Here is a 22,041-nt window from a genome sequence, read left to right as displayed (position 1 = left end):
TTATCCAAATAAGTAACTTAAGCCAAATAATACGGATTGTGATTGAACCTTGGTTTTGAGAGGACTAGCCAATAGTACTCCTGTCCCATTATCTGATATTCCACTCTCAGCTTTCCCGGTATCGACAAACAGGTAACGAGCAGATGCTATAAAATGATTATTCACAGGTATCTTAAGCCCTGCACCAAGCTCATAAGCAAAGTGAGTGCTTGCATGATTGGAAAGATTATAATACCCGCCATCAGCACCAATATTTGGCCGCGGTATATTTTGGAAGCGCAGTGTATTTTGGGCACCACCAATACCGGCTTCAACAAAAGGCATAACCCCGAAGGATAAAGAATGTAAAACCCATTCGGTATCCAACATGACCCGGTAACTTTTAACTTTCATGTCATATGTGGCGTTATTAAAATCCGGTAAACTATATTCATATACCGAACCATTTCGCGAGCTTTCATTGTAATAAGCATTCACACCTAAAGAGATACTCTGCAGTATATTCCAGGGCTTGTTCTTATCTGACTCAAGGATTTTCTCGTATGCGATACCGATCGCAGAGGCAAAATTGATTTTATTTCCATCTACTTCAAAGGAATCCGTTCTAAATGTTTCCGCTGGGAAAAACACTTGTTGCTGTTTATCCAAAGTATAAGAACTACCACCGATCAATACAGTAGCACTTATCCCGTTTGCTAAGGAATTGGCAGGCGGCAGCAAACTGACTTTGGGGGGAGTCGCCCTGGATGGCGATGAGGTTATATTCTGCTTAGGCTGTTCATGAGAGACTCTGGCTATTCTATTTAATTTATTCGGCTTTAAAGCCACAGTGCTTGTCAACGAGTTTCCTGCGGCCCGCACCACTTGAGGTGAAGGTAGGGGGCCAATCACAACCGCGTGTAATTGACCAGTAGCAATAACTCGAACGGGGTAATGAATGCGTGCGGCTATTTTATCTCTTAATTGGTTAGCAGAATGTTCCGATCGAAACGCTCCGGCATATATGGAAAAAGGCCCATGGTGGGTTGTATTAAAATGGCTAGCCTTATCAAGGCCGTAAATAGCTTGAGCAAAAGAAATTTTAGGGACAATTGCCATCAACGACAATGACAGGTTCAAAACAGCGAGGCGCTTTAAAATTAAATCATTCATTCATCATCCTTAATACCAGTAACTTAATAGTCTACTGTTCTAAATCCATCTCCCGGTTTTTTATATTCTTGATTTAATACGTTCCAAGCGATGGAAAAGCCTATTTCCTTATAATCAGTTTACATTGCGTCTACATGAACACTTCAGTATTTCGAAAAATCCGTGCAAGCGCTGATTTATCTGGTGGAGCCACCAGGATTTGAACTTAGAACTAACGGATTATGATTTATACGCGAATAATAAATGTCAGTCAATAAAAACAAAATAACAATCATATGGTTAACAATTATCAGTAAGTCGGTTGGGGCGTGGCCCATAGTCGTCAGGTAAAGGATTTTTGTTGTTTAACTGCAAACAAGTTACCTGAAAATGTGTCATTCCCGCGTAGGGAGGGATCCATCTTTGCATTAGCTTTGTACTAAAACAGGAATGGATTCCCGCCGGCGCGGGGAGGGCAATGATCTAATTTGGTTTAGCCTAAGCGGCTAATAAATTTTTCAGCCAGGCCTTGGCCTCAAGGCTAACCTTTTCATCATTTAAAGCCATTTCATAAATGATTTTTTTACGTGAAGTTTCTTCACCGTACATATCATCTAATGCATCGTTCCAAAGTGATAAAACGGTAGAAGAGGGCGCTTTGCCAACTTGTTCAAGAATGCTATAAAGCCGATCTCTCCAGTAAGCGTCCGTGGCTTTTTCTAACCAGGATATCAGCTCAGGTGTTAGTCCTATATCGTCAAGGCCTTTTCCCTCTCCAAATCCTTTCTCCCACTTTTTTGTCCTAAGATGAGCGTATTTTTTGCCATAAATTCCATTAACCCAATCCATATACTTCTTTCCTAAATGAATACCTGTTTGGGAGGTAGGATCTTCTTTAAGATTATTGATAAGCTCATTCAATAACAGATGCCACTGTTTTTCAAAAGCAGCTTTTTGCTCAGGCGTTTTATTCGCTTTCATTTCTTTTTCGAATTCAACATACTGTTTCAATTCATCGGGCGAGAATATTTCTTTAACCCAACTGTGTTCCAGATTTTCCGTCATGCGATATACCTCTATGAGTTGAATAATGGTTTCCCACGGAATGGATTGATTGTCATCAACGACGTTGATAATGCTTCTCAGCGTTTTTGCTCCTTCGAGAAAAGCGTTTGCTTTTTGCTCCAGCACCCGTACTTGGTTGCTAAAATGCTCGAGTGCACCTTTTTCTTCGGAAAGTAAGGTTTTAATTTGTGATAACTCAAAACCGAAAAACTTCAAAGCAATGATCTGTTGTAGTTTCAATAAATCCTTTTCAGAGTAAACACGATATCCATTAGCAAGGCGTAAAGAAGGCTTGAGTAATTGTATGCGGTCATAGTGATGCAGGGTTTGTACGGTAATGCCGGTTAATTTACTTAGATCTTTTACGAACCATTGAGTCATCGTGTTTCCTCCTTAAATACAAAGGTAAGGTATATAGCAACAATAGGGTCAAGTATTTTATAGGCATAATCAATACATTTTTTTTGCGTAGAAAACGCTGGGATATAACTGATAAATCGATGAGTCTTCGCTTCTTCAATCAAGTAGGTTGAGTCGCGACCCAACAAGGAATCTTATGCAAGGCAGTTGCTACGCAAATAAAAAAGCCAATTAACAAGTACTCTGTAAATTGGCTTGGAAGAGGGGACAATTAAATCACATATACATTGAATGTCGGATTTCCTCGAATCGGGCGTTGTCTTGTTCTTGCATTTTTTCTGCAGCCTGTAATTCCTCTTGCTCGTGTTCTTGTTGCGTTTTTAATTTCATCAGCTCAATTAAATTCTGAGTTCTTAATTCTTCCAGAATGGCCGCTAATAAAAAGTCAGTAGTAGTATGCAAGCTTATTGCTTGAACCGGTTGTTGTATTTCCTGTGTTCTTTGTACTTCCTGTGTTTCTGATGGTGGGGTTATTTGTCTTTGATTAAAAAAAAGTTGTGATTCCTGATTGGAATAAGGTTGTTTTACTTTATTATTTCCATTTTTTTGACGAGCATTTTTACCCATGATGATCTCCTTTTCCTTGTGAGTCATTTTTAGATTAATCCAAATATTGAGTTAAATGCAAATGTTTTCTTCACAATTCACAAATTATACGTTTTTGTTATCAATGTTGACCATCAAGCCTAGGGAATGTGCTGTTTTTTCTCGATTATTTAGCCGTGCATTGTAACAATGCCGGTTTTTTTTATTCAAGATAACCGAATTTTCCTTGATAAAAATCATTAAAAGCTTGCTGCAATTCGTCACGGGTATTCATAACAAATGGCCCATAATGTGCTATAGGTTCTAGCAAGGGTTCAGCACTCAATACCAACAGAACAGCATTTTTCCCTTCGCTATTTATCTTGATTTTTCCAGGACTGAGTTCAAAAACAAGTAATTGGCTGTCATGTGCACTTTGTTTTTGGTTAATAGTAATTTCTCCTTCAAGCACCAAGATAGCCACATTATGATCGCCAGGTAATTCCAAAATAGCTTCACCATGAGAAACCAAACGCATATCAAATAAATTGATAGGCGAAAAAGTGTTTGCAGGGCCATGGACACCGTAATAATCGCCAGCAATAATCTTTAATAAACCTTGTTGATTTGGAAAATTATAAGTCCCCATTTGTTGCTGTGTTAATGCTTGATAAGCCGGGGGAGCACTTTTATAGAGTCGCGGTAAATTGACCCACAATTGTACCATTTGCAGTAATCCGCCTTGTTTAGCGAAGTGTGGAGCATGGTATTCTTTATGTAAGATTCCTGCCCCTGCGGTCATCCATTGAACATCTCCAGCCTCTATGATTCCGTGATTTCCAACACTATCGTGATGAGCTATCGCTCCTTTATAGGCAATAGTAACCGTTTCAAAACCACGATGTGGATGCGGGCCTACACCAAAAGGACTATCGGTTGGGGGAAAATAAAATGAAGGATTATAATCTAATAAGACAAAAGGATTTAATCGTTTTGCCAATTCATTATTGCCAGGAATGAAATTAATGACTCGAAAACCGTCTCCTACCATATGAGTAGGAGTTGCTTTATAAATAGTTTCGAGCTCACGATATGAATTCATCATTGACTCCTAATTATGCCACTTGAAATTGTAATAATTGTTTTATCTTTGTTTCTGCTTGCTGTAGGGCTTGAGCGCGAATCTCTTCACCTAAATTCACCCCTTCTGCGCGAATAACGGTAATATCATATATTCCAATAAAATTTAAAATTGAAGTTAAATAACGTTCCTGATGCTCAAGACTTAGCATCGGTTCGGCATTATAAAAACCACCACGGCTTGATAAGATATAAGCTTTTTTTCCTGTTGCTAATCCTTGTACCTTACCATCCACATATTTAAAGGTTTTTCCCGCAACAACAATGCGATCAATCCAGGACTTTAATTGAGAAGGAACAGAGAAATTATACATCGGAGCTCCAATCACCAGTACAGACGCACTTAATAATTCGGAGATTAATTGCTGTGATAAATTAATTTCCTCTCTTATTTCTGCTGAAAGTTGTGAAGATGGGGCCGCATTAGCAGCTAAAATTTTTTGTGATAAATGATTAATAGGCTGGGCGTGTAAATCACGATAAACTACTTCCGTTTCAGGATGAGTTTTTTGCCAGAGAGTAACAAAACTCTGGGTTAACTGTCGTGAAACAGAGGTATTAGTTAATATACTTGAGTCAATAGCTAATAATTTCATTTCATTATTCCTTATTTATTAGTTCTATTATTATCATAGTATGAGAACAATAAATGATAAGATGGTATTGTTATGATTCATTGTCCTATTATTGGAACTAATAAATGCTATTATTAATAGATAACTCAATTCATCTCTGGGAATAGAATGTTACCTGATCTCAATGATTTGTATTTTTTTTGCTTGGTTGTGGAGCAAAAAAGCTTTACTAAAGCAGGGCAGAGTGTCGGTATTACCAAATCAAAAATCAGTCGGCGCATTAGTGATTTAGAGACTCGTTTAGGGGTAAGGTTATTACAACGCTCCACAAGAAAACTTACTTTGACTGATATCGGAAAAATTTTTTATCAACATTGCAAAGCTATGGTTAATGAGGCTCAATCTGCGCAAGAGGCAGCGGAACTGGTACAAAGTAAACCGCGAGGGCGTATTCGTGTCACCTGTCCTGCATTGTTTGCACAATCGACTTTTGCCGATATTATCACCAGGTTTATGCAACAATATCAGGAAGTCAGTATTGTATTAAATGCCACGGATCGTTCTGTGGATCTGATTCAAGAAGGGTTTGATGTCGCGATTCGTTTTCAAGCTAATGCCTTTGAAGATTCGACTTTAGTAGTACGTAAACTAGGGCTTAGTTCTAGCTCGTTGCTTGCCAGCCCCACTTATCTAAGTCATCATGGCAGGCCTCAAACACCACAAGATTTGGTCAATTTTCCTTGTTTTGCTAAAACACGCCATGAGGGAAGTAATCAATTTTCTTTAACTCATACTGACGGTCGTCAAATCACGGTTAATTTTCAACCCATTTTAGAAAGCAATGAGTGGATTATTCTTAAACAAGCGGCACTGTCACATCTGGGTATCACCATGATGCCCCAAGAAATTTGTCGTAAAGAAATAGATTCCGGGTTATTAGTTCCTGTATTGACAGAATGGTCATTACCTATGGCAAGCCTTTATATAATCTATCCCTCTCGTCGAGGTTTGGTTCCAGCCATACGATCTTTTATTGATTTTGTAGCCGAAGAACTAATTAATAATTGTACCAATATTAAGCTTAACGCCAGCCCTGGACAAAGAACCCAGATGTCACCTTGATCCATTCAGGGCGAACGGATCAAGATAGCGGTGTCTAATTAGCCTGCTGGTGCTTATTCGACGGATATTACATACCCTCGACTTCCAATTCAAAATCGATATTACCACGTGTGGCATGGCTGTAGGGGCAGACTTTTTCGTGCGTTTCCTGAACCAGTTCCTTTGCTTCAACAGTAGAAAGAGAGGGAACTTTAACATTCATCTTAACTGCAATGCCAAACCCGCCGCCTTCACGAGGACCAACAGAGACATGGCATGTTACGGTTGCACCTGTTACTTTTTTCTTGTGCTGACTGGCTACAAATTCTAATGCCCCACCAAAGCATGCTGCATAACCAGCAGCAAAAAGATGTTCGGGTGTGGTCGTATGGGGTAACCCAGGACCACCCATAGCTTTGGGAACGGAAAAATTTGCACTGACAGAATGATCAGTCGTTTCCGAGTGACCGTTTCGTCCTCCTGTATTGACCGCTGTTGCGGTAACAAGAGGTTTAATGGTGTAGGCTGACATTTTACTCTCCTTGTATCTGGTAATTAGGCTTGATTGCTATAATCTGCAAAGCATCTTAGTGCTCCAAGAAGACTTCTGCTGCATTGTGAGCTACTTATAAATCTCCTAAATAGTAAATGCTGTAAATAATATTGTATATGTTTTTTAGTACTTATGTGCTCAAGCCGCAAAGGATCTAAATGAAAAAATTGTTGTAAAAATAAAGAACGAATGCCGGGGCAAGACGCATAGCCGTCAAGCTAAGGGGGCGAGTTATAGACTAATGCGGCACCCATAGCCTGACGGCTACGGGCCTTAACCTTACAATTTTTCATGATTATGTTTCCCTCTAAGTTATTAACGCAGTAAACAGTTGCCAAAATAGAGCGGGCGAAGGTTAGAGTAATAGAAGGAAATATCGATTAAGAGGCAGGTAAACTCAATAGATTAAATTGGTCAAAAAATCATTGCTGTTCATGAAGGTCAAATTGGTTGAATATATAGAAAATAAAAGTGGCGCATTTCGTTTTACAAGCCCAATTTAATGCGAAAATAAATAGGTGCTTATCATTAATTCTAATTTGTTAATTTCAATGTTGTTTGTTGCATCAAAGGTTTTTATGACAAGGATTATTAAATATGTTTAAGTTAATTTCTTTTATCCTGTTTATTTTATTATTACCAGGGGTTGCCATAGCCCAAACGCAACAAGTTACTACGACAGCGAAAACTCCTTCTGACTTCAAAATTTCGGGTTATGTTGATGGTTCTTATAACTATCTTCAAAACAGTAATAAATTCACCAGTGGCACATATAATCGTGTCTTTGACACGAACCCGAATGGAATTACACTCCAACAAGCTGGTATTACCATGGCTTATCAACCACAACAAGGATTTGGCGGTTTAATTACTCCTGTAGAAGGAAGAGACCCTATTATTTTTGCACCCTATGGTTGGTTTCCTAATAATACCACTCAAACGTTTGGGATAGCAGTTCCACAAGCATTTTTGCAATATGCGGTAGACTCCTTAACATTTATGGGGGGCAATTTTATTGAATTAGCTGGTGCTGAAAACATTTTTTCATACAATGACACCAATTTTTCTCGTTCTATTCTTTGGGGTTATGCAGAGCCTTTTACCGTGACGGGATTAAGAGTTTCGTATGATGCAAACGATAAATTTAAATTGATAGGTGGTATAAATAATGGCTGGGACAGTATCCGTGATACCAGTCGTCAGAAAACTATTGAATTGGGCGCTTCTTATACGTTTAACCCTATGTTTTCTTTAGCTGCTTATGGTTATTCAGGCCAACAGCGCATTGCTGATAGAACATCTAGCGGTCCTACAGGTCAACGCACGCTTATTGATTTAATAGCAACTTTAAATGCCACTGAAAAGCTAAGTTTTGTAGTCAATTATGATGGGGCTCTGCAAACTAAAGCGGCTCTTCCAAGTGGTAATATAGCCAAAGCTGTTTGGCAAGGAGTTGCAGGTTATATCAATTATCAATTTAATGATAAATGGCGAACTTCATTTCGTGGTGAGCTCTTTAACGATCGTGATGGTTATCGTACTGGTGTTGCGCAGCGTTGGGATGAAATTACTCTAACGGTGGGTTATGCTCTATTAAAGAATTTTGAATTACGGGCGGAAACAAGGCGTGACTTCTCTAATGTAAGTTCTTTTATCAATAAAAATGGCGTAAGTACGAGCAATAATCAACAATCCTACGCAATAGAAGCAATTGCAAAATTCTCTTAATAGAGGTATCAATTTCATTATCTTATGATTATAGAATTGTCCATTGACGTGGGAATCAAGTTAAAATTAATCTACCTGCCTGCTTCGCTACGCTGTCCACGACGGGATTTGTTCTTCAGCTGACGGCTTATAGGCCTTGCTCTGACCTACCTTGCTTAAACCGCACAAGAGCATGTGTAGGCTGGGCTGTTAAGCCCAGCAAGTTCCCTTGAGAGTTTATGAAGAAATCTAAATTGGGCATAGATATGAGAATACGCTGGGCTTATCAGCCCAGCGTACGTTGCTAGCGGACTAAATTCCTTGAGTACTTCCAATGGTTTTTAAGTTTGAGGCGCACAAGATCAAATGTCGGCTCAGGGGGGCCAGACCTACGCCAGACGTTTTCTAAAAATCAGGATGCCAGATTAAGGGTGAACCACTATATCTACATGTTTGCTATTTGCATTTCTCTTTTTTCTACTGAATCTGCCCCAATATTTATTTCCTTCAATAAACGGACTCGCTCTCGCTCAGAATTAATCCCCAATTTTTGGGCTAAAGTTGCAAAACGAATTTCATCTCTATAATTATCTACTATCGAATTTTCTAAAGATAAACTATCAAACACATTAGGATATTCAAGATAATGCTCATTTTGTTTTATAGCTAACAGGTTTTGTTTGGGATTGAGGCATACGTGATACATATATGGTTTTTCTTCGCCCGCCGGAATTATATTAGGTAGCTCAATAGTTGGCTTTATTATCTTAAGAGAAGTGATAGTTCCCGGTAGGCGTCTTCGTAATAAATCCTCATCAAAATGCCCTCGTTTGTCAACAACTACAACTTCTAATTTAGCGTTTTGATCTACACCAAGATTTTTATCTAAGTAGTTCTGTTGTAAGTCAATATAAGCATTTTTCACGGGGTAACTTGCTATTGGATTTAATCCTGTCATTGATCCAGGGGAAACATGTAAAAGCCAAAATCGATTGGTTTCGATATCATGAATAAATACACTATGACAATTAGTGATACGTACGGATATTAATTTGGGTTCAAATCCCTCTACTTCTTTTTTAGCGGAGTTCCAGGGAGAATCGGTTTCAAGGGTAGAAACAGGGGGGTGCAATCGATAATATGATGAACTGGCAGGATGATATTGCACGCTTTGATCAGTTCCAACTGCGATGTAATCAAAACGCTTATCAGATTGTTCAATGCTGGTCTTTATCGAGGCATCTTCGTAATAGGTATTATATTTGGCAAACTGAACTAACATATTATCCATAACTTTGTCTATGGGTACTCTCATACTCGTAATCCTTGAGAATTGCATAGTCTTTTTAGCGTGACCAGTGGCTAACAGGCTATAAGAAGATTCATAAATTTCAGCTAATATTCTCTCTCGATCCTTATCCAGCTCTTCTACATCAAGTTGAAGTATTTGGGTCCTTAATAATTCTTTATTATGCGAAAGATCAGCAGAGAGGAGAGCCAAGCTGAAGGAGTCCATGCTTTCTAGCTCATTCATTCTTTCAGCTACTGCTTGTTGGAAAATATTTCGAACACAAAGTATGAGACAATCAACATCTTCCTTTTTCATCACTACGAAATATGGAATAAGATTCGTTACAGGATACCGAATAGCAAAGGCTAAAATCAGATCAAAATTAATTTTTTCATGGGTAAGTAATTTTTCTATTTCTTCACTCATGCCTCGAGCAAAAGGGATTTCTAGGTGGTATTCAGTAAGTAGTTTCGAAAGTAAAAGAAGGTGCTCTTTCGCCAATTGATGTCTCCTCAAATATCATATTAAAAACGAAAAGATGTTTTAATGATCCAAACGATGGATAATTATACATATTGATTCTTAAGGAAATATTAGCGGTTGTAGCCTTGATACAGCGCAGCGAAATCAAGGTTTCATTCTTAAAATCGACCAAGAACATGTGTAGGCTGGGCTGTTAAGCCCAGCAAGTTCCTTTGAGACTTTGCATTAAAACCCCTTTAGTTTGGGCTGAGTCAGAACTCATCGTTTCCTTTGCCAAGGGGGGGCTTGAGTGACTAGTGTGCTTGTATTGATGGTATTAAGAAATCTAAATTTCTGTTTACTTCCAAGCATAAAATTTAATATTAAGATCAGTTTTTTTGTGGCTTTCAGATTAGGGTATTTATTTACCTGCAAAGTCTGGTTGAAGATTGGCTCCCTGCCGAATATTTGTTTGCCGATTTCAGCATCATGGTCTCGGAAGGTGATTAAACCTTTTGCACGCACGTCATTGAGATCTATTTCAGGCCTTTTATCAAAATTACAATTTAAAATGAGGTGTATCTTGTGCTTATGTTTTGTTTTTACATAGATATCATGCATGAATTTTATTGCAGCGATCGCCTCTATATCGTTTGAATGACATATATAACTCGGATTTGTATTAAACTTCTTGTGCCAATTGGTGTACAGGTATTCTGATACCTTATTTAGTTCATACTTATTGCTATAACCATAATTGCAAATAGAACCAGGAAATAGTATCCCAAAAAAATGGGTAAAAAACCAAGGCTAAACTCTAAATTGTTATTTATTGTTTTAAATAATTTCATACTCTATTCTAACGAGGCCGAAAATGGGGATGAGCCGTATATTCTACATCCATTTACATATCATAGCTCTACGCCAATTAAAGGGACACTTAGACGAAGTCGTAATACGGAAATAGCCTCAGCTCTTGAAAGAGCTTTTGAAATCTTGGTAAAAAATCCTTTTAAATCAACATTAATGCAGTCATTTTGACCGTCTATTTTTTTATAGACATCATAATTATTATACTAAATAATAATTCCGCCTATAAATGAATTAGTGGGAGAAAACATGGCTTACACGACATGGGGTAAATGGGATGATGTTCGAGTAATGATCAAAAAAGCTTTATTAGAGCTTGATAGGCTAAACGGGAAAGAAAAGGAAATTGATGATTTTTTGTTACAAACAGTAACACAACAAATGATTGATGAATCTCAAGCTTTTGTAAAAAATAACTTGTCACGTTGGCAAGGGGAGGGGAAAAAACAACTTACTCTTGATTCATATAGCGTAATGATAGGAGTGATTGTTAAGGCAGTAAAAGAAAAATTTGAGGTTACTCATGACGTAATAGCTCCTGCAATTTCGCTAGCTAACAAAATCGATGCACAACTCATTAACAGTATTCTTGAAATAGGTGATTTTTCATTTAATATAAAAATGGAACTTTTAGTTAATAATTATGGCGCAGATTTTCCCAAATCTTATAAAGATTTAGTAGCTGGCGTTTATATGTATGACCCAGAGCTAAGTAAATTAATTAAGCAAGCGGTTCTCGATAAAACAAAAAAAATAGCAATGAGTTTACCTGATGAGGACGATTCGAGAAGATTAAAGGCTCAAACTACTTTTATGGATGAAATTATTGAGCAAAAAAAACCTAATATTGATTTTGAAAAATTATTTTTAGATACAACCGGTAAAAGCCTGAAAGATTTTAAGGAGAATGTTACTGCTGCGGAATGTAACTTAACTATGTCAATGTAGCGAGGTAGCCCGGTTGCTTGCAACCGGGATGGTATTTCACTTGAACATAGGTCGATCCCTTGGCCTGACTTTATTCAAAATCCAAAATCACGCCATTATTATAAATGGCGTGATCACCAGCAGAACATTACGTCAGATCAAATCGATCTGCGTTCATCACCTTCGCCCAAGCAGCAACAAAGTCCTGCACGAATTTTTCTTGGTTATCATCTTGAGCATACACTTCCGCATAGGCACGAAGAATCGAATTGGCGCCAAAAACAAGATCTACTCGGGTAGCAGTCCATTTGAGAGCACCAGTTTTTCGGTCACGAATTTCATACAAATTATTGCCTATTGGTTTCCAAATGTTGGCCATATCAGTCAGGTTTACAAAGAAGTCATTGGTCAGAACACTCTCGTGCTTGGTGAACACACCATGTTTAGTGCCACCGTGATTCGTGCCCAACATGCGCATGCCTCCAACAAGGACGGTCATTTCCGGGGCAGTCAATCCCATCAATTGACTGCGATCAAGCATAAGCTCTTCGGCGTTCACCGCATAATCCTTCTTAAGCCAATTACGATAACCATCATAAAGAGGTTCCAGCACAGCAAAAGAAGCAGCATCCGTCATCTCGTCAGTTGCATCACCACGGCCAGGAGCGAAAGGAACAGTGATGTCAAATCCAGCTTTCTTGGCAGCATGCTCGATACCGACATTTCCGGCAAGCACAATCACATCTGCCACACTCGCACCTGTATCAGCGGCAATACCTTCTAGAACCGGCAATACTTTCGAAAGGCGTTGTGGCTCATTACCTTCCCAGTCTCTTTGAGGCAGCAATCGAATACGTGCTCCATTAGCACCACCCCGCATATCTGAACTACGGAAAGTCCTCGCACTGTCCCACGCGGTAGAAACCATTTCACTGATACTGAGACCACTGGCAGCGATTTTTGCTTTGAGAGCAACAAAATCATAGTTTTTATTTCCCATAGGAACTGGATCTTGCCAAATCAAATCTTCCTTCGGAACATCTGGACCAAGGTAGCGCGCCTTAGGTCCCATGTCACGATGAGTAAGTTTGAACCAGGCTCTAGCGAAAACTTCGGCAAAATACTCCGGGTCTTGGGAAAAACGCTCAGCAATTTCACGATAGACGGGATCCATTTTTATTGCCATGTCCGCGTCGGTCATGATTGGATTGTAACGAATGGAGGGGTCTTCGACATCAACCGGTTTATCTTCTTCCTTAATATTAATCGGCTCCCATTGGTGGGCACCGGCCGGACTTTTCCTCAGTTCCCAATCATGATTAAGAAGCATGTAGAAATAGCCGTTATCCCACTTTGTGGGGTGGGTCGTCCATGCCCCTTCAATACCGCTTGTAACTGTATTACGACCAATTCCTCTGCTGGTTTTATTAATCCAACCCAAGCCCTGATCTTCGATATCAGCCGCTTCAGGAGCAGGCCCTAAAAGCTTTGCATCGCCATTACCATGACATTTGCCAACAGTATGACCACCAGCAGTCAGTGCGACAGTTTCCTCGTCGTTCATCGCCATGCGCCCAAAGGTTACCCGAACATCCTGAGCTGTCCGAAGCGGGTCAGGATGTCCATCCACTCCTTCTGGATTCACATAAATCAACCCCATTTGCACAGCAGCCAGTGGGTTTTCCAGAGATTCACGGCTGTTGTCATTGTAACGCTTGGCGCCCAACCACTCCTTTTCTGAGCCCCAGTATACGTCTTTTTCTGGATGCCAAATATCTTCACGGCCAAAACCAAAACCATAGGTTTTAAGTCCCATTGATTCGTAGGCGATGGTACCTGATAGAGCGATCAAGTCAGCCCAACTAATTTTGTTGCCATATTTTTTCTTAATAGGCCATAACAATCGGCGAGCTTTGTCCAAATTCACATTATCAGGCCAAGAATTCAATGGGGAAAAACGCTGATTACCTGTGCCAGCACCACCACGCCCATCAGAGGCTCGGTACGAACCAGCAGCATGCCAGGACATACGAATCATCAAACCACCATAGTGTCCCCAGTCAGCAGGCCACCATGCTTGGCTGTCGGTCATCAATGCATGCAAATCTTTCTTAAGCGCATCGACATCCAGTTTCTTGAGTTCTTCACGATAGTTGAAGTCCTTTCCCATCGGATTGGTCTTGGTATCATGCTGATGCAATATATCGATGTTCAATGCTTTGGGCCACCAGTCCCTGTTCGACTCACCCGTAGACGTCACACCACCATGCATTACCGGGCACTTACCAGTTGTACTCAGATCCTTCCCATCCATAGCCATCCTTTATCAATATCTTATTCATTTAAAAAATTAAACTATAGACTAAGACGATAGCCTGAGCAATCCAAGTAGCGTTTATTATAATATCTATAAAAATCAAGTTTATATAAATGTCATAAGATGATTTGCTGATTCATGAATATCATTAGTAAGCGTAGGCAGGGCTGTTAAGCCCAGCAAAAATTTGTATTAAACCCTCGAGCGTGGTTGATTCCAACATTCATCGTTTTCTTTGCCGAGAGGAAGCGGGGTGATCGACTAGTAGGCTGGTGTTGAGGATATTAAAATCTAATTTGGCATAGATAAGAGAACACGCTGGGCTTAACAGCCCAGCCTACACTTGCTATTCCAATACAAAGCAATGCCTTGCTCGCCTCCAAACATCATTTATGGCGATGAGGGTGTCAAAACGGTACTGCTTTCTAAAGTAGGGCTACAATTGGGCGTAAGCATACCCTCTTCACTCAACCTTCCATCAAAAAATCTTAGCCCAGCTTGCCTAATTTTAGAATTATTAGGGGGGGGCGATTCTAATATTGGTAATCGAGTATTATTTTGAGGTGTATCGGAAGTGTGGCTTTGACTCACTGGTTCTATCAATGACTCCTCTATCTGTGAAGGATTTTGAGTCGATTGTTTTCTATTAAAAACGGTAGGCCAAGTAAAAGCTATCGATACGAATACTAAAATGACTGGGGACAATATTGCCATGACAATGGTTAATGTAAGTTTTGCCCCTATTGCTTCTCCCAGCGTTTCACCAACATGAATTCCGCTTCGGATTCCACCAGCAACAGAATAAGCAAGAGAGTCACCTATCAAAGCACCTAATTTGAGTATATTGATGGCTACATACTTTATCTTTTGTCCTCGGGTCTGGCATTCTTCCGGCGGTTGATGAATTGATTTAAATTTTTTTCTTAGATCGAGATACGTTTGCGGGTTAAAAACTTTATATACTTGTGAAAAGGTATTAACAACCATGGTTGTCGAAGTACATATCATAGAAAGAGCGTATCCTAAAAAGTTTTTAGGATCCGCGCCAAAAGCATTTAAGAGTTTAGTAACCCCTGATGCCGCAGTAAACCAAGTTAGCGTCGCATAGACCGCTAAAAAGACCGTACTGACAGCCCCTAATAAGACACATCGCAAAAGACCATAGGGTTTTTTATAATCTTCAATAAAAAGATTTTTAAATTTTACATAATTTTCACGTATGCCCACAGCTTGAAACGAATAAAAAGAGATAGCTGCTACCAGAGATAACCCAATCGTTGCTGTCAAAACTAGTGGGTTAGAGGCGAGCATACCTACCCCTAAAAAAGAGAGAAGTCCTACGAGCCCCGAATATCCAGAAATGCCCGCAGAAATGCATGCCAACAATGTCACGACACCAAAAAATAATTTCTGACCATAATCGGATATGGTTTTTTCTCTCATATTTTCTTCTAGGGTTTTAAACGTTTTTTGCTTTTGAGGCTGAAAGCCAGCACTATCAAGCATGGCTTGCCCACGACTTACTAAACATACTATTCCGTTACACAAGGAAAGTACTATCGCTAAGGCGAGGCAAACGGCAAAGGGAGCTCCTAAAGTACTTAATAATCCCAGGCAAAATACCATACAAAGCGCCATGGAGGTAACGACTTTACCAATAACTAATGGCACTCCTTTTATCAGCCTGTTTCTGTTTTGAGTGGGAGTTCTTGCAAATTCTTGGCCATTGCTAGAGCAGGTGGCAATTTGTAAGATCTCTTCCTTAGCTAATCTTTTCCCCCCCGAAAGGATCTCTCCCCACTTAAAAGTAAGGAAACTCCAAAAATAGTGGGAAAACGAACGTTCTAGAAGATCTGTTACTCGAAGATCACCATTTAGAATGGCTTGTTGGACTTTTTGCGATTCTTCTTCAGTAAACTGATATTGGTTGAAAGACGCAATAATCCAATCTTTTTGAGTACGAAATTTTCTTTTTAAAACCATTATGACTTCAGGACGTTTATGAATAGCAAAATCAATGTGATCTTGTTCTAATAAACTAACTATTTCTTTCATTTCGATAAATCCCTTTTTAATGCAACTGTGGTAGCTTATTTATAATTTCACAAGAATTCCATTTAATTTTTAATTATCAATAGACATGATATCGCTATCATTTTTATTAGAAAGATTTGACATACTTGGCGAGTTACATTCTAATCTGTTTTTTTATCATGATATGGACCATCATGGCCCTTTTAAATTTTTTAAAACCAGCTCCTTATCTTAATGAAATTCAGGATAAAGCCATTGTTAAACAGCAATATCGTTATTGGCGTATCCGCACCTTTTATGCAATGTATATAGGGTATGCTTTATTTTATTTCACGCGAAAAAGTTTTACCTTCGTGATGCCCGCATTACAAAGCACCTTGGGGATGACTAAAACTGAACTGGGAATGATTGCTAGCATCCTGAGTTTAAGTTATGGCGTCAGCAAATTTTTAAGTGGAATTCTTGGCGATAAGTCTAATCCGCGTTATTTAATGGCCATTGGGCTGATTTTGACAGGTGTTTTTAATATTTTGTTTGGATTGTCTTCCACCTGGTGGTTATTTGCTATTTTTTGGGGATTGAATGGTTGGTTTCAAGGGTGGGGATGGCCAGGATGTACTAAATTATTAACACACTGGTATTCTCAATCTGAACGGGGTCGCTGGTGGAGTATTTGGAATACATCACATAACGTGGGCGGTGCATTAATTCCATTGATTGTTGCTATGTGCGCGCAATATTTCGGCTGGCGTTCAGCCATGTTTGTGCCTGGGATTATCTGCATTTTAGGAGGTTTTTTCCTACTCAATCGTTTAAGAGATACTCCGCAGTCGCTTGGTTTGCCTGCGATAGAACAATATCGAGAAGATTTTTCTGGTTTATCAAATCACCATCAAGAAAAAACAGAACTTTCAGTCAAAGAAATTCTTTGGAATTATGTGTTAAGCAACCCCTATATTTGGATACTGTCCATTTCTTATTTGTTTATTTACATTGTCCGGACGGCCATTAATGATTGGAGCATGCTGTACTTAACAGAAGTGAAGGATTATTCCTTAATCACAGCAGGCAGTTGTGTCATATGGTTTGAAGTTGGTGGTTTTTTTGGAAATCTGGTTGCCGGCTGGTCTTCTGATAAAATATTTCAAGGTAAACGCAATCCAATCAATGTTCTCTTTACCGCAGGGGTATTTGCCACTTTGCTGCTATTTACGTTGACTAGAGGATATACACCATTCCTCGATTCGTTGTTTCTTTTTTTCTTTGGGTTTTTTATTTTTGGACCACAAATGATGATTGGTATGGCGTGTGCGGAATTAGCACATAAAAAAGCAGCGGCGACTGCAACGGGCTTTGCCGGATTTTTTGCTTATTGTTTAGGTGCTGTTCTGGCTGGTGCTCCTTTGGGGGCAATTATCAAAAATTACGGCTGGGATAATTTCTTCTTCACCTTGTTTATTTGCTGCTTGATTCCATTCTTTTTGATGCTTCCGCTCTGGCATGTGAAAGTCAATCCAAAGTATCGTAAACCCGAATTTTCAGGCGAGTCGGAGTTTGCTTAGCAAGCCAGTAGGTTGGGTCATTTTGACCCAACAAAGAATATTGCTTAAGGGCACTTAAAAGCTATAGAAGGGGGATTCAAGCCAATGTAGCCTTGATGCAGCGCAGCGAAATCAAGGTTTCACTCTCCAAATCCCCTGAGCGGTTTATTTACTATAAATGGCCATATTCAAGTATTCATCGGGATATTAAATTAGGGATGGTTCCCATCAATTGGGCATGTGAGGAAGACGTTAAGAATAAAAAATTTGAGGAATAATTGAGGGTGATTTTGTTGGGTCTAAAAGACCCAACCTACTACTTGCTAGTTCAGTGTTTTAATGAGCAGTTGGAGAAATTCGTCTGACGTCAAAAATTAATAATTTAAAATAATCATATGACATGTAAAAGTCTCCATTATCTCCGAATTTACTTCCCCAGGAATTACGCAATGTAAGTAATCCTTTATGTTCTTTACCTTTATTATCCACTGCAATGGCATTGTCATCATAACCAGTAATAATCATTTCATGGCCTGCTTTTGCCTCAGAGGCATCTTTTTCTATCTCTGAGGTAAGCACCCAGGTATCTTTTTCGCTCTTATATCTACCTACCGCACCAGCAACACCTAAATCGATGCGTGGAAAAATGATTGCAAAAACGGCTCTATCTCCTGCGTTGAGCGCTTCTTTCACTTCAGATAATGTCCAGGAAGAACTAATGCGCCAATAAATATTAGACCAAGTTATTGATTTACCAAATACGAGTTCACTCATTGGATAGTATTGTTCTGGCTCTATAAAAGACGCAGGAGCATCTTTTGTGTCGGTAGGATATTCGGTTAGGCCGCCACATCCAGTCGCTTTTTGCTTTTCCTTGCTTACTACACCATACTGTTCAATTTGATTGATTACCCAAATAGGCAAGCTACCATCCCATCCACTTGCTTTAATATATCCGTGATTTTCTAAATAAGAGCCTAACTGCAAGTTGCAAAGCTGGCTAATATAGTCTCCCTTACCCATTGCTGCGTCAAGCGCTGCAGTGATAGCAAAAGTTACACAGGTCCCATGTCTTCCTTGATTAAGTACAGGTACATTATTCATAGCTATCTGAACCTTACTAGGGAGCGCTGCATTGGATGTGAGTGTTGATTGCTCACTATGAGTCTCAATTTCCTTCATACGCGCAGCCAAAAGTTCCTTCCCCTCATCTGATAGCTGAATTCTCATGAGTTGAATTATTTTTTGTTCATTGTTGTTATTTTTTAAAGAAAGACCCTGATTAGGCTGACCAATGGAATGCTCCAGTGAATCAATTACCGCAACATCTCCAGCAACAACACATTTAACCATCAATAAAGCTAAGACGGCTATTCGCGCCAGTGTAATAGTAATCGTTTTTAATATCATCGTTGTTTATATCCAGAAAATTTTTGGGCAAATTTTCTGTCAAAATGTTTATTTTGTCAATAAACTGTTGATAATTTTGAACCCTATAGCCAGTGGGTTGGGGCATTTTTTACCCAACAAAAAATATTGCCAGAGGCATCTAAAAGCTATAGAAGGAGGATTCAAGCCAATGTAGCCTTGATGCAGCGCAGCGAAATTAAGGTTTCATTCTCCAAATCCTCGGCTAATTTCAAACCTCGAATCAGCCCAATTCTTAGGTAATCTTCCAATTCGTAAATAATGATGAAAAGAAGAATGAGGCCAATGATGCAAGGATTCAACCAAACCATGTTTGAGCGGATTATAGTGAATATAATTCACTACTTTAACTGGTTTCGCAAATTCCATTGTAATTCTCCATAAAGCCTTTATATAAAATCAATAGTACTAAATACAACTAGCAATAAATTTAGTGAAGGGAACAATATTCTGATTAACACTAGCCTGTTCTAGTGCTTCCATGTATTCGTTTCTTCTCTCCACAGGAATAATAGTCCATGGATAATGGCCACTCGCTAACATAACATTCATCAGAAAACGTCCAATTCTGCCATTACCATCGGAATAAGGGTGGATATAAACAAAAAAGAAATGCCCGAGAACAACTCTAACAGCAGGTTCCTTTTCCTGGATTATTAACTGAAAAAATTCTTCCATTAGTTCACTAACAATTTGCCAACGTGGAGGAATATGTTTTGATTGACGTATAAATACAGGGCTTCGTCTATATCCTGCTAGATCAGTTGGTTTTAAAAGACCTACAGCAACGCTAGGTTGAAATAATTCTCTATACCAATCTCCATGTTCTTTTTGTATGATTTTTCCTGGGTTTTCTCCATTTAATATTTCTATAAGGCTTTTTTTCAGAGATTGAAATGCTTGCCAGTATCCACGGGCTGCTAATGCACTACGGTGATTTCGATCCTGTTCTGTAGCATCAGGATTCCATTGTCCAGAACGAACCTTTTCAATTAAGTCAGGACTTACTTGATAACCTTCAATGGATAGAGAATGATAAGCGTCTGAGACATAATTTTCGTCAACTTGTTCTAGATATCCTTTAATATCAATTGTCGTCGGACGGGGTTTAGGAAAGTGTTCCCTGACTGTCTCGCGCATATCATGCCACATAACTTCCAAACGACTTCGATACGCTGGCTTATAAGTTGCGGAGAAATCTATCGGTGTATTTGTTAAAAATGGATCTTCTTCCCGTATTTGATATCCGGCACTCTCCATGGTTTTTTTGATCTCTTCTGCCACGTGAGATTTGCCAATATTTTGAAGCGCACCGCAAATTCTTCCGGCTATCCAAGAATGCCCTTCATCTAAAAGATAATGCAGAAGATCAGATGCACTATTAAACATTGATAGAACGGAACGTGCTTCAGTAGGATATTGAGAAAAAAATTTAGGTGAACAATAGATCAATGCTGGCACTATTGCATAAACCCGCATGTCCTGCTTAATCTCTATATCCTGAGGCGCTGGCATTTTGTATTGTACTGAAAATAAGGCTGTGTTATGAGGCAACTCCATATTACGGTTTGTTCCGTTGGGGCTGCGTATCATTAGTTGTTTAGGCACAGCCCAATTTTCTGAATGAAGAAGTAACGATTGTTCTGGGGAAAGGCACCATTCGTCACCAAATCTTTCATTTAAATATGAAGCGCAAAAATTCCAGAAAGAGGCATACCAAGCCGTACTTTCGCCTTTTTGTTCATCAGGTTTTATAGGTACGTACCAACCTTTTACAACCTCTTCTAAAAATGCATTTTCTACAAGTCTTTCCCTATGAGTACGACTTATGTCTTTTGATTGGATAGCGTACTTACCTTGCTTTTGTAGATTTTGTAAAACTTCTAGTGACTGTGCCAGTTTTTCTGAGGGTTTCATAATATTTTCAATTTATAGGTCTAAGTAGAAATTATAGTATATTATGTTGTGGAAATTATAGTATATTATGTTGTGGAAATTATAGTATATTATGTTGTGGAAATTATAGTGTATTATGTTGTGGAAATTATAGTGTATTATGTTGTGGAAATTGTAGTTTATTGTGTTGTGAATTTTTCAAAATAATTATTAAACATATGGTTACATTCGTTCAATATGGATTGTAAGTCCGTCTAATATGGAATATGACCTCGTCCAAAATGGAATATAAATGAATTTTGTTCATTTATTTAATGCCCCTTTAGTTTTTATCTTCATTGAAGATCTATTCAAATAGCAAGTAGGTTGGGTCATTTTGACCCAACAAAAAATATTGCCAGAGGCATCTAAAAGCTATAGAAGGAGGATTCAAGGAAATTATAAGTGAAGTCTAATCAGTGGAATATCGCAGAATAAAAATACCTGGATCTATAACGTATGAAATCATCGTTGATACCACGGAGTCTGACCAGCGACTCGATTTACTACATGATAACGTTAAGAAATATGGAACTGTTCTTAATACTGTTTCGGCTGGAACAGAATTAAGTGGAGTACTCATCAGAAAGCAAAATTAATTTTAAACAGCTTGGTATTATCATTTGACTCATTCCAATTGTTCTACTATTCTAGAAATATGGACATAAAAAACTCACTAAAAATATTTGATACCCTTTCACAAGAAACCCGTTTACAAGTGTTTCGATTGCTTGTTCAAGCAGGGCCGGAAGGGTTATCAGCTGGCGCGATTGGCGATGAGTTAGGTATTTTACACAATACTTTATCGTTTCACTTAAGCCATTTATCTAACGCCGGAATTGTGTCCTCTTATCGTAAGGGACGATTTGTATTTTATTCTGCAAATTTTGAATTAATGCGCGATTTTATCTCATTCATGGTTCAAGACTGTTGCAGTAAACAACAAGTTCAAATTCAACAACCCGGGACAAACAATTGTCTGGTTATTGAAATAACTGATTGCTGTAATTCTAAATAGG

At 38.9% G+C, this 22,041-nt stretch carries 17 protein-coding genes; 5 read left to right on the top strand and 12 right to left on the bottom strand.

What is annotated here, in order from left to right:
- The 5 genes from LOX96_RS14730 to LOX96_RS14710 all read right to left on the bottom strand — a co-directional run bounded on the left by LOX96_RS14730 (window position 1) and on the right by LOX96_RS14710 (window position 4,877).
- Window positions 1-1,152 carry an SPOR domain-containing protein gene (locus LOX96_RS14730; RefSeq protein ID WP_250423664.1) on the bottom strand — a complete coding sequence of 384 codons (1,152 nt, stop codon included), beginning with the start codon at window positions 1,150-1,152 and terminating at the stop codon, window positions 1-3.
- A 477-nt stretch (window positions 1,153-1,629) separates the two neighbouring features.
- On the bottom strand, window positions 1,630-2,577 hold the full coding sequence (locus tag LOX96_RS14725) for a MerR family transcriptional regulator (RefSeq protein WP_250423665.1): 948 nt from the start codon (window positions 2,575-2,577) through the stop codon (window positions 1,630-1,632).
- 255 nt (window positions 2,578-2,832) lie between these two features.
- Window positions 2,833-3,183, bottom strand: coding sequence for a hypothetical protein (locus LOX96_RS14720; protein WP_250423666.1), 351 nt, complete (start codon window positions 3,181-3,183; stop codon window positions 2,833-2,835).
- Window positions 3,184-3,364: 181 nt separating this feature from the next.
- Window positions 3,365-4,246, bottom strand: a complete 882-nt coding sequence (locus LOX96_RS14715; protein ID WP_250423667.1) for a pirin family protein — start codon at window positions 4,244-4,246, stop codon at window positions 3,365-3,367.
- Window positions 4,247-4,256: 10 nt separating this feature from the next.
- A complete protein-coding gene (locus LOX96_RS14710) occupies window positions 4,257-4,877 on the bottom strand; it encodes an FMN-dependent NADH-azoreductase (protein ID WP_250423668.1) in 621 nt (206 codons plus the stop codon).
- 147 nt (window positions 4,878-5,024) lie between these two features.
- Between LOX96_RS14710 and LOX96_RS14705 the strand changes: the two genes are divergently transcribed.
- Complete coding sequence (locus LOX96_RS14705) at window positions 5,025-5,978, top strand: LysR substrate-binding domain-containing protein (RefSeq protein WP_250423679.1); 954 nt, start codon at window positions 5,025-5,027, stop codon at window positions 5,976-5,978.
- A 67-nt stretch (window positions 5,979-6,045) separates the two neighbouring features.
- Here LOX96_RS14705 and LOX96_RS14700 read toward each other — a convergent pair whose 3' ends face one another.
- Complete coding sequence (locus tag LOX96_RS14700) at window positions 6,046-6,489, bottom strand: organic hydroperoxide resistance protein (protein ID WP_250423681.1); 444 nt, start codon at window positions 6,487-6,489, stop codon at window positions 6,046-6,048.
- A 618-nt stretch (window positions 6,490-7,107) separates the two neighbouring features.
- Here LOX96_RS14700 and LOX96_RS14695 point away from each other — a divergent pair.
- Complete coding sequence (locus tag LOX96_RS14695) at window positions 7,108-8,238, top strand: outer membrane beta-barrel protein (protein WP_250423683.1); 1,131 nt, start codon at window positions 7,108-7,110, stop codon at window positions 8,236-8,238.
- Window positions 8,239-8,662: 424 nt separating this feature from the next.
- Here the strand turns inward: LOX96_RS14695 and LOX96_RS14690 are convergent, their stop codons facing one another.
- On the bottom strand, window positions 8,663-10,009 hold the full coding sequence (locus LOX96_RS14690; RefSeq protein WP_250423685.1) for a hypothetical protein: 1,347 nt from the start codon (window positions 10,007-10,009) through the stop codon (window positions 8,663-8,665).
- 1,080 nt (window positions 10,010-11,089) lie between these two features.
- Here LOX96_RS14690 and LOX96_RS14685 point away from each other — a divergent pair.
- Window positions 11,090-11,788 carry a hypothetical protein gene (locus LOX96_RS14685; RefSeq protein ID WP_250423687.1) on the top strand — a complete coding sequence of 233 codons (699 nt, stop codon included), beginning with the start codon at window positions 11,090-11,092 and terminating at the stop codon, window positions 11,786-11,788.
- Window positions 11,789-11,915: 127 nt separating this feature from the next.
- Here the strand turns inward: LOX96_RS14685 and katG are convergent, their stop codons facing one another.
- Entirely contained in the window at window positions 11,916-14,081 is a 2,166-nt protein-coding gene (gene katG / locus LOX96_RS14680) for a catalase/peroxidase HPI (protein ID WP_250423710.1), read from the bottom strand.
- Between the two features lie 393 nt (window positions 14,082-14,474).
- On the bottom strand, window positions 14,475-16,139 hold the full coding sequence (locus LOX96_RS14675) for a hypothetical protein (protein ID WP_250423717.1): 1,665 nt from the start codon (window positions 16,137-16,139) through the stop codon (window positions 14,475-14,477).
- 173 nt (window positions 16,140-16,312) lie between these two features.
- Between LOX96_RS14675 and pgtP the strand changes: the two genes are divergently transcribed.
- Window positions 16,313-17,680: an MFS transporter gene (gene pgtP, locus LOX96_RS14670; protein ID WP_250423719.1), complete on the top strand. Its 1,368-nt coding sequence runs from the start codon at window positions 16,313-16,315 to the stop codon at window positions 17,678-17,680.
- 315 nt (window positions 17,681-17,995) lie between these two features.
- Here pgtP and LOX96_RS14665 read toward each other — a convergent pair whose 3' ends face one another.
- The 3 genes from LOX96_RS14665 to LOX96_RS14655 all read right to left on the bottom strand — a co-directional run bounded on the left by LOX96_RS14665 (window position 17,996) and on the right by LOX96_RS14655 (window position 21,004).
- Window positions 17,996-19,069: a C1 family peptidase gene (locus LOX96_RS14665; protein WP_250423728.1), complete on the bottom strand. Its 1,074-nt coding sequence runs from the start codon at window positions 19,067-19,069 to the stop codon at window positions 17,996-17,998.
- A 204-nt stretch (window positions 19,070-19,273) separates the two neighbouring features.
- A complete protein-coding gene (locus LOX96_RS14660; protein ID WP_250423730.1) occupies window positions 19,274-19,456 on the bottom strand; it encodes a hypothetical protein in 183 nt (60 codons plus the stop codon).
- 39 nt (window positions 19,457-19,495) lie between these two features.
- Window positions 19,496-21,004: a Fic family protein gene (locus tag LOX96_RS14655; RefSeq protein ID WP_250423737.1), complete on the bottom strand. Its 1,509-nt coding sequence runs from the start codon at window positions 21,002-21,004 to the stop codon at window positions 19,496-19,498.
- A gap of 676 nt (window positions 21,005-21,680) precedes the next feature.
- Between LOX96_RS14655 and LOX96_RS14650 the strand changes: the two genes are divergently transcribed.
- On the top strand, window positions 21,681-22,040 hold the full coding sequence (locus LOX96_RS14650) for an ArsR/SmtB family transcription factor (RefSeq protein WP_015444991.1): 360 nt from the start codon (window positions 21,681-21,683) through the stop codon (window positions 22,038-22,040).
- The last annotated feature ends 1 nt before the right edge of the window (window position 22,041 follow it).

The organism is Legionella maioricensis (assembly GCF_023618015.1).
Lineage (GTDB): Bacteria > Pseudomonadota > Gammaproteobacteria > Legionellales > Legionellaceae > Legionella > Legionella maioricensis.
This window is presented reverse-complemented; position numbering and strand designations above follow the sequence as displayed.

What these genes read in the sequence shown, in the direction of transcription:
- LOX96_RS14730 (WP_250423664.1), bottom strand. Translation starts at nt 1,152, where the DNA reads ATGAATGATTTAATTTTAAAGCGCCTCGCTGTTTTGAACCTGTCATTG.
- LOX96_RS14725 (WP_250423665.1), bottom strand. Translation starts at nt 2,577, where the DNA reads ATGACTCAATGGTTCGTAAAAGATCTAAGTAAATTAACCGGCATTACC.
- LOX96_RS14720 (WP_250423666.1), bottom strand. Translation starts at nt 3,183, where the DNA reads ATGGGTAAAAATGCTCGTCAAAAAAATGGAAATAATAAAGTAAAACAA.
- LOX96_RS14715 (WP_250423667.1), bottom strand. Translation starts at nt 4,246, where the DNA reads ATGATGAATTCATATCGTGAGCTCGAAACTATTTATAAAGCAACTCCT.
- LOX96_RS14710 (WP_250423668.1), bottom strand. Translation starts at nt 4,877, where the DNA reads ATGAAATTATTAGCTATTGACTCAAGTATATTAACTAATACCTCTGTT.
- LOX96_RS14705 (WP_250423679.1), top strand. Translation starts at nt 5,025, where the DNA reads ATGTTACCTGATCTCAATGATTTGTATTTTTTTTGCTTGGTTGTGGAG.
- LOX96_RS14700 (WP_250423681.1), bottom strand. Translation starts at nt 6,489, where the DNA reads ATGTCAGCCTACACCATTAAACCTCTTGTTACCGCAACAGCGGTCAAT.
- LOX96_RS14695 (WP_250423683.1), top strand. Translation starts at nt 7,108, where the DNA reads ATGTTTAAGTTAATTTCTTTTATCCTGTTTATTTTATTATTACCAGGG.
- LOX96_RS14685 (WP_250423687.1), top strand. Translation starts at nt 11,090, where the DNA reads ATGGCTTACACGACATGGGGTAAATGGGATGATGTTCGAGTAATGATC.
- katG (WP_250423710.1), bottom strand. Translation starts at nt 14,081, where the DNA reads ATGGATGGGAAGGATCTGAGTACAACTGGTAAGTGCCCGGTAATGCAT.
- LOX96_RS14675 (WP_250423717.1), bottom strand. Translation starts at nt 16,139, where the DNA reads ATGAAAGAAATAGTTAGTTTATTAGAACAAGATCACATTGATTTTGCT.
- pgtP (WP_250423719.1), top strand. Translation starts at nt 16,313, where the DNA reads ATGGCCCTTTTAAATTTTTTAAAACCAGCTCCTTATCTTAATGAAATT.
- LOX96_RS14665 (WP_250423728.1), bottom strand. Translation starts at nt 19,069, where the DNA reads ATGATATTAAAAACGATTACTATTACACTGGCGCGAATAGCCGTCTTA.
- LOX96_RS14660 (WP_250423730.1), bottom strand. Translation starts at nt 19,456, where the DNA reads ATGGAATTTGCGAAACCAGTTAAAGTAGTGAATTATATTCACTATAAT.
- LOX96_RS14655 (WP_250423737.1), bottom strand. Translation starts at nt 21,004, where the DNA reads ATGAAACCCTCAGAAAAACTGGCACAGTCACTAGAAGTTTTACAAAAT.
- LOX96_RS14650 (WP_015444991.1), top strand. Translation starts at nt 21,681, where the DNA reads ATGGACATAAAAAACTCACTAAAAATATTTGATACCCTTTCACAAGAA.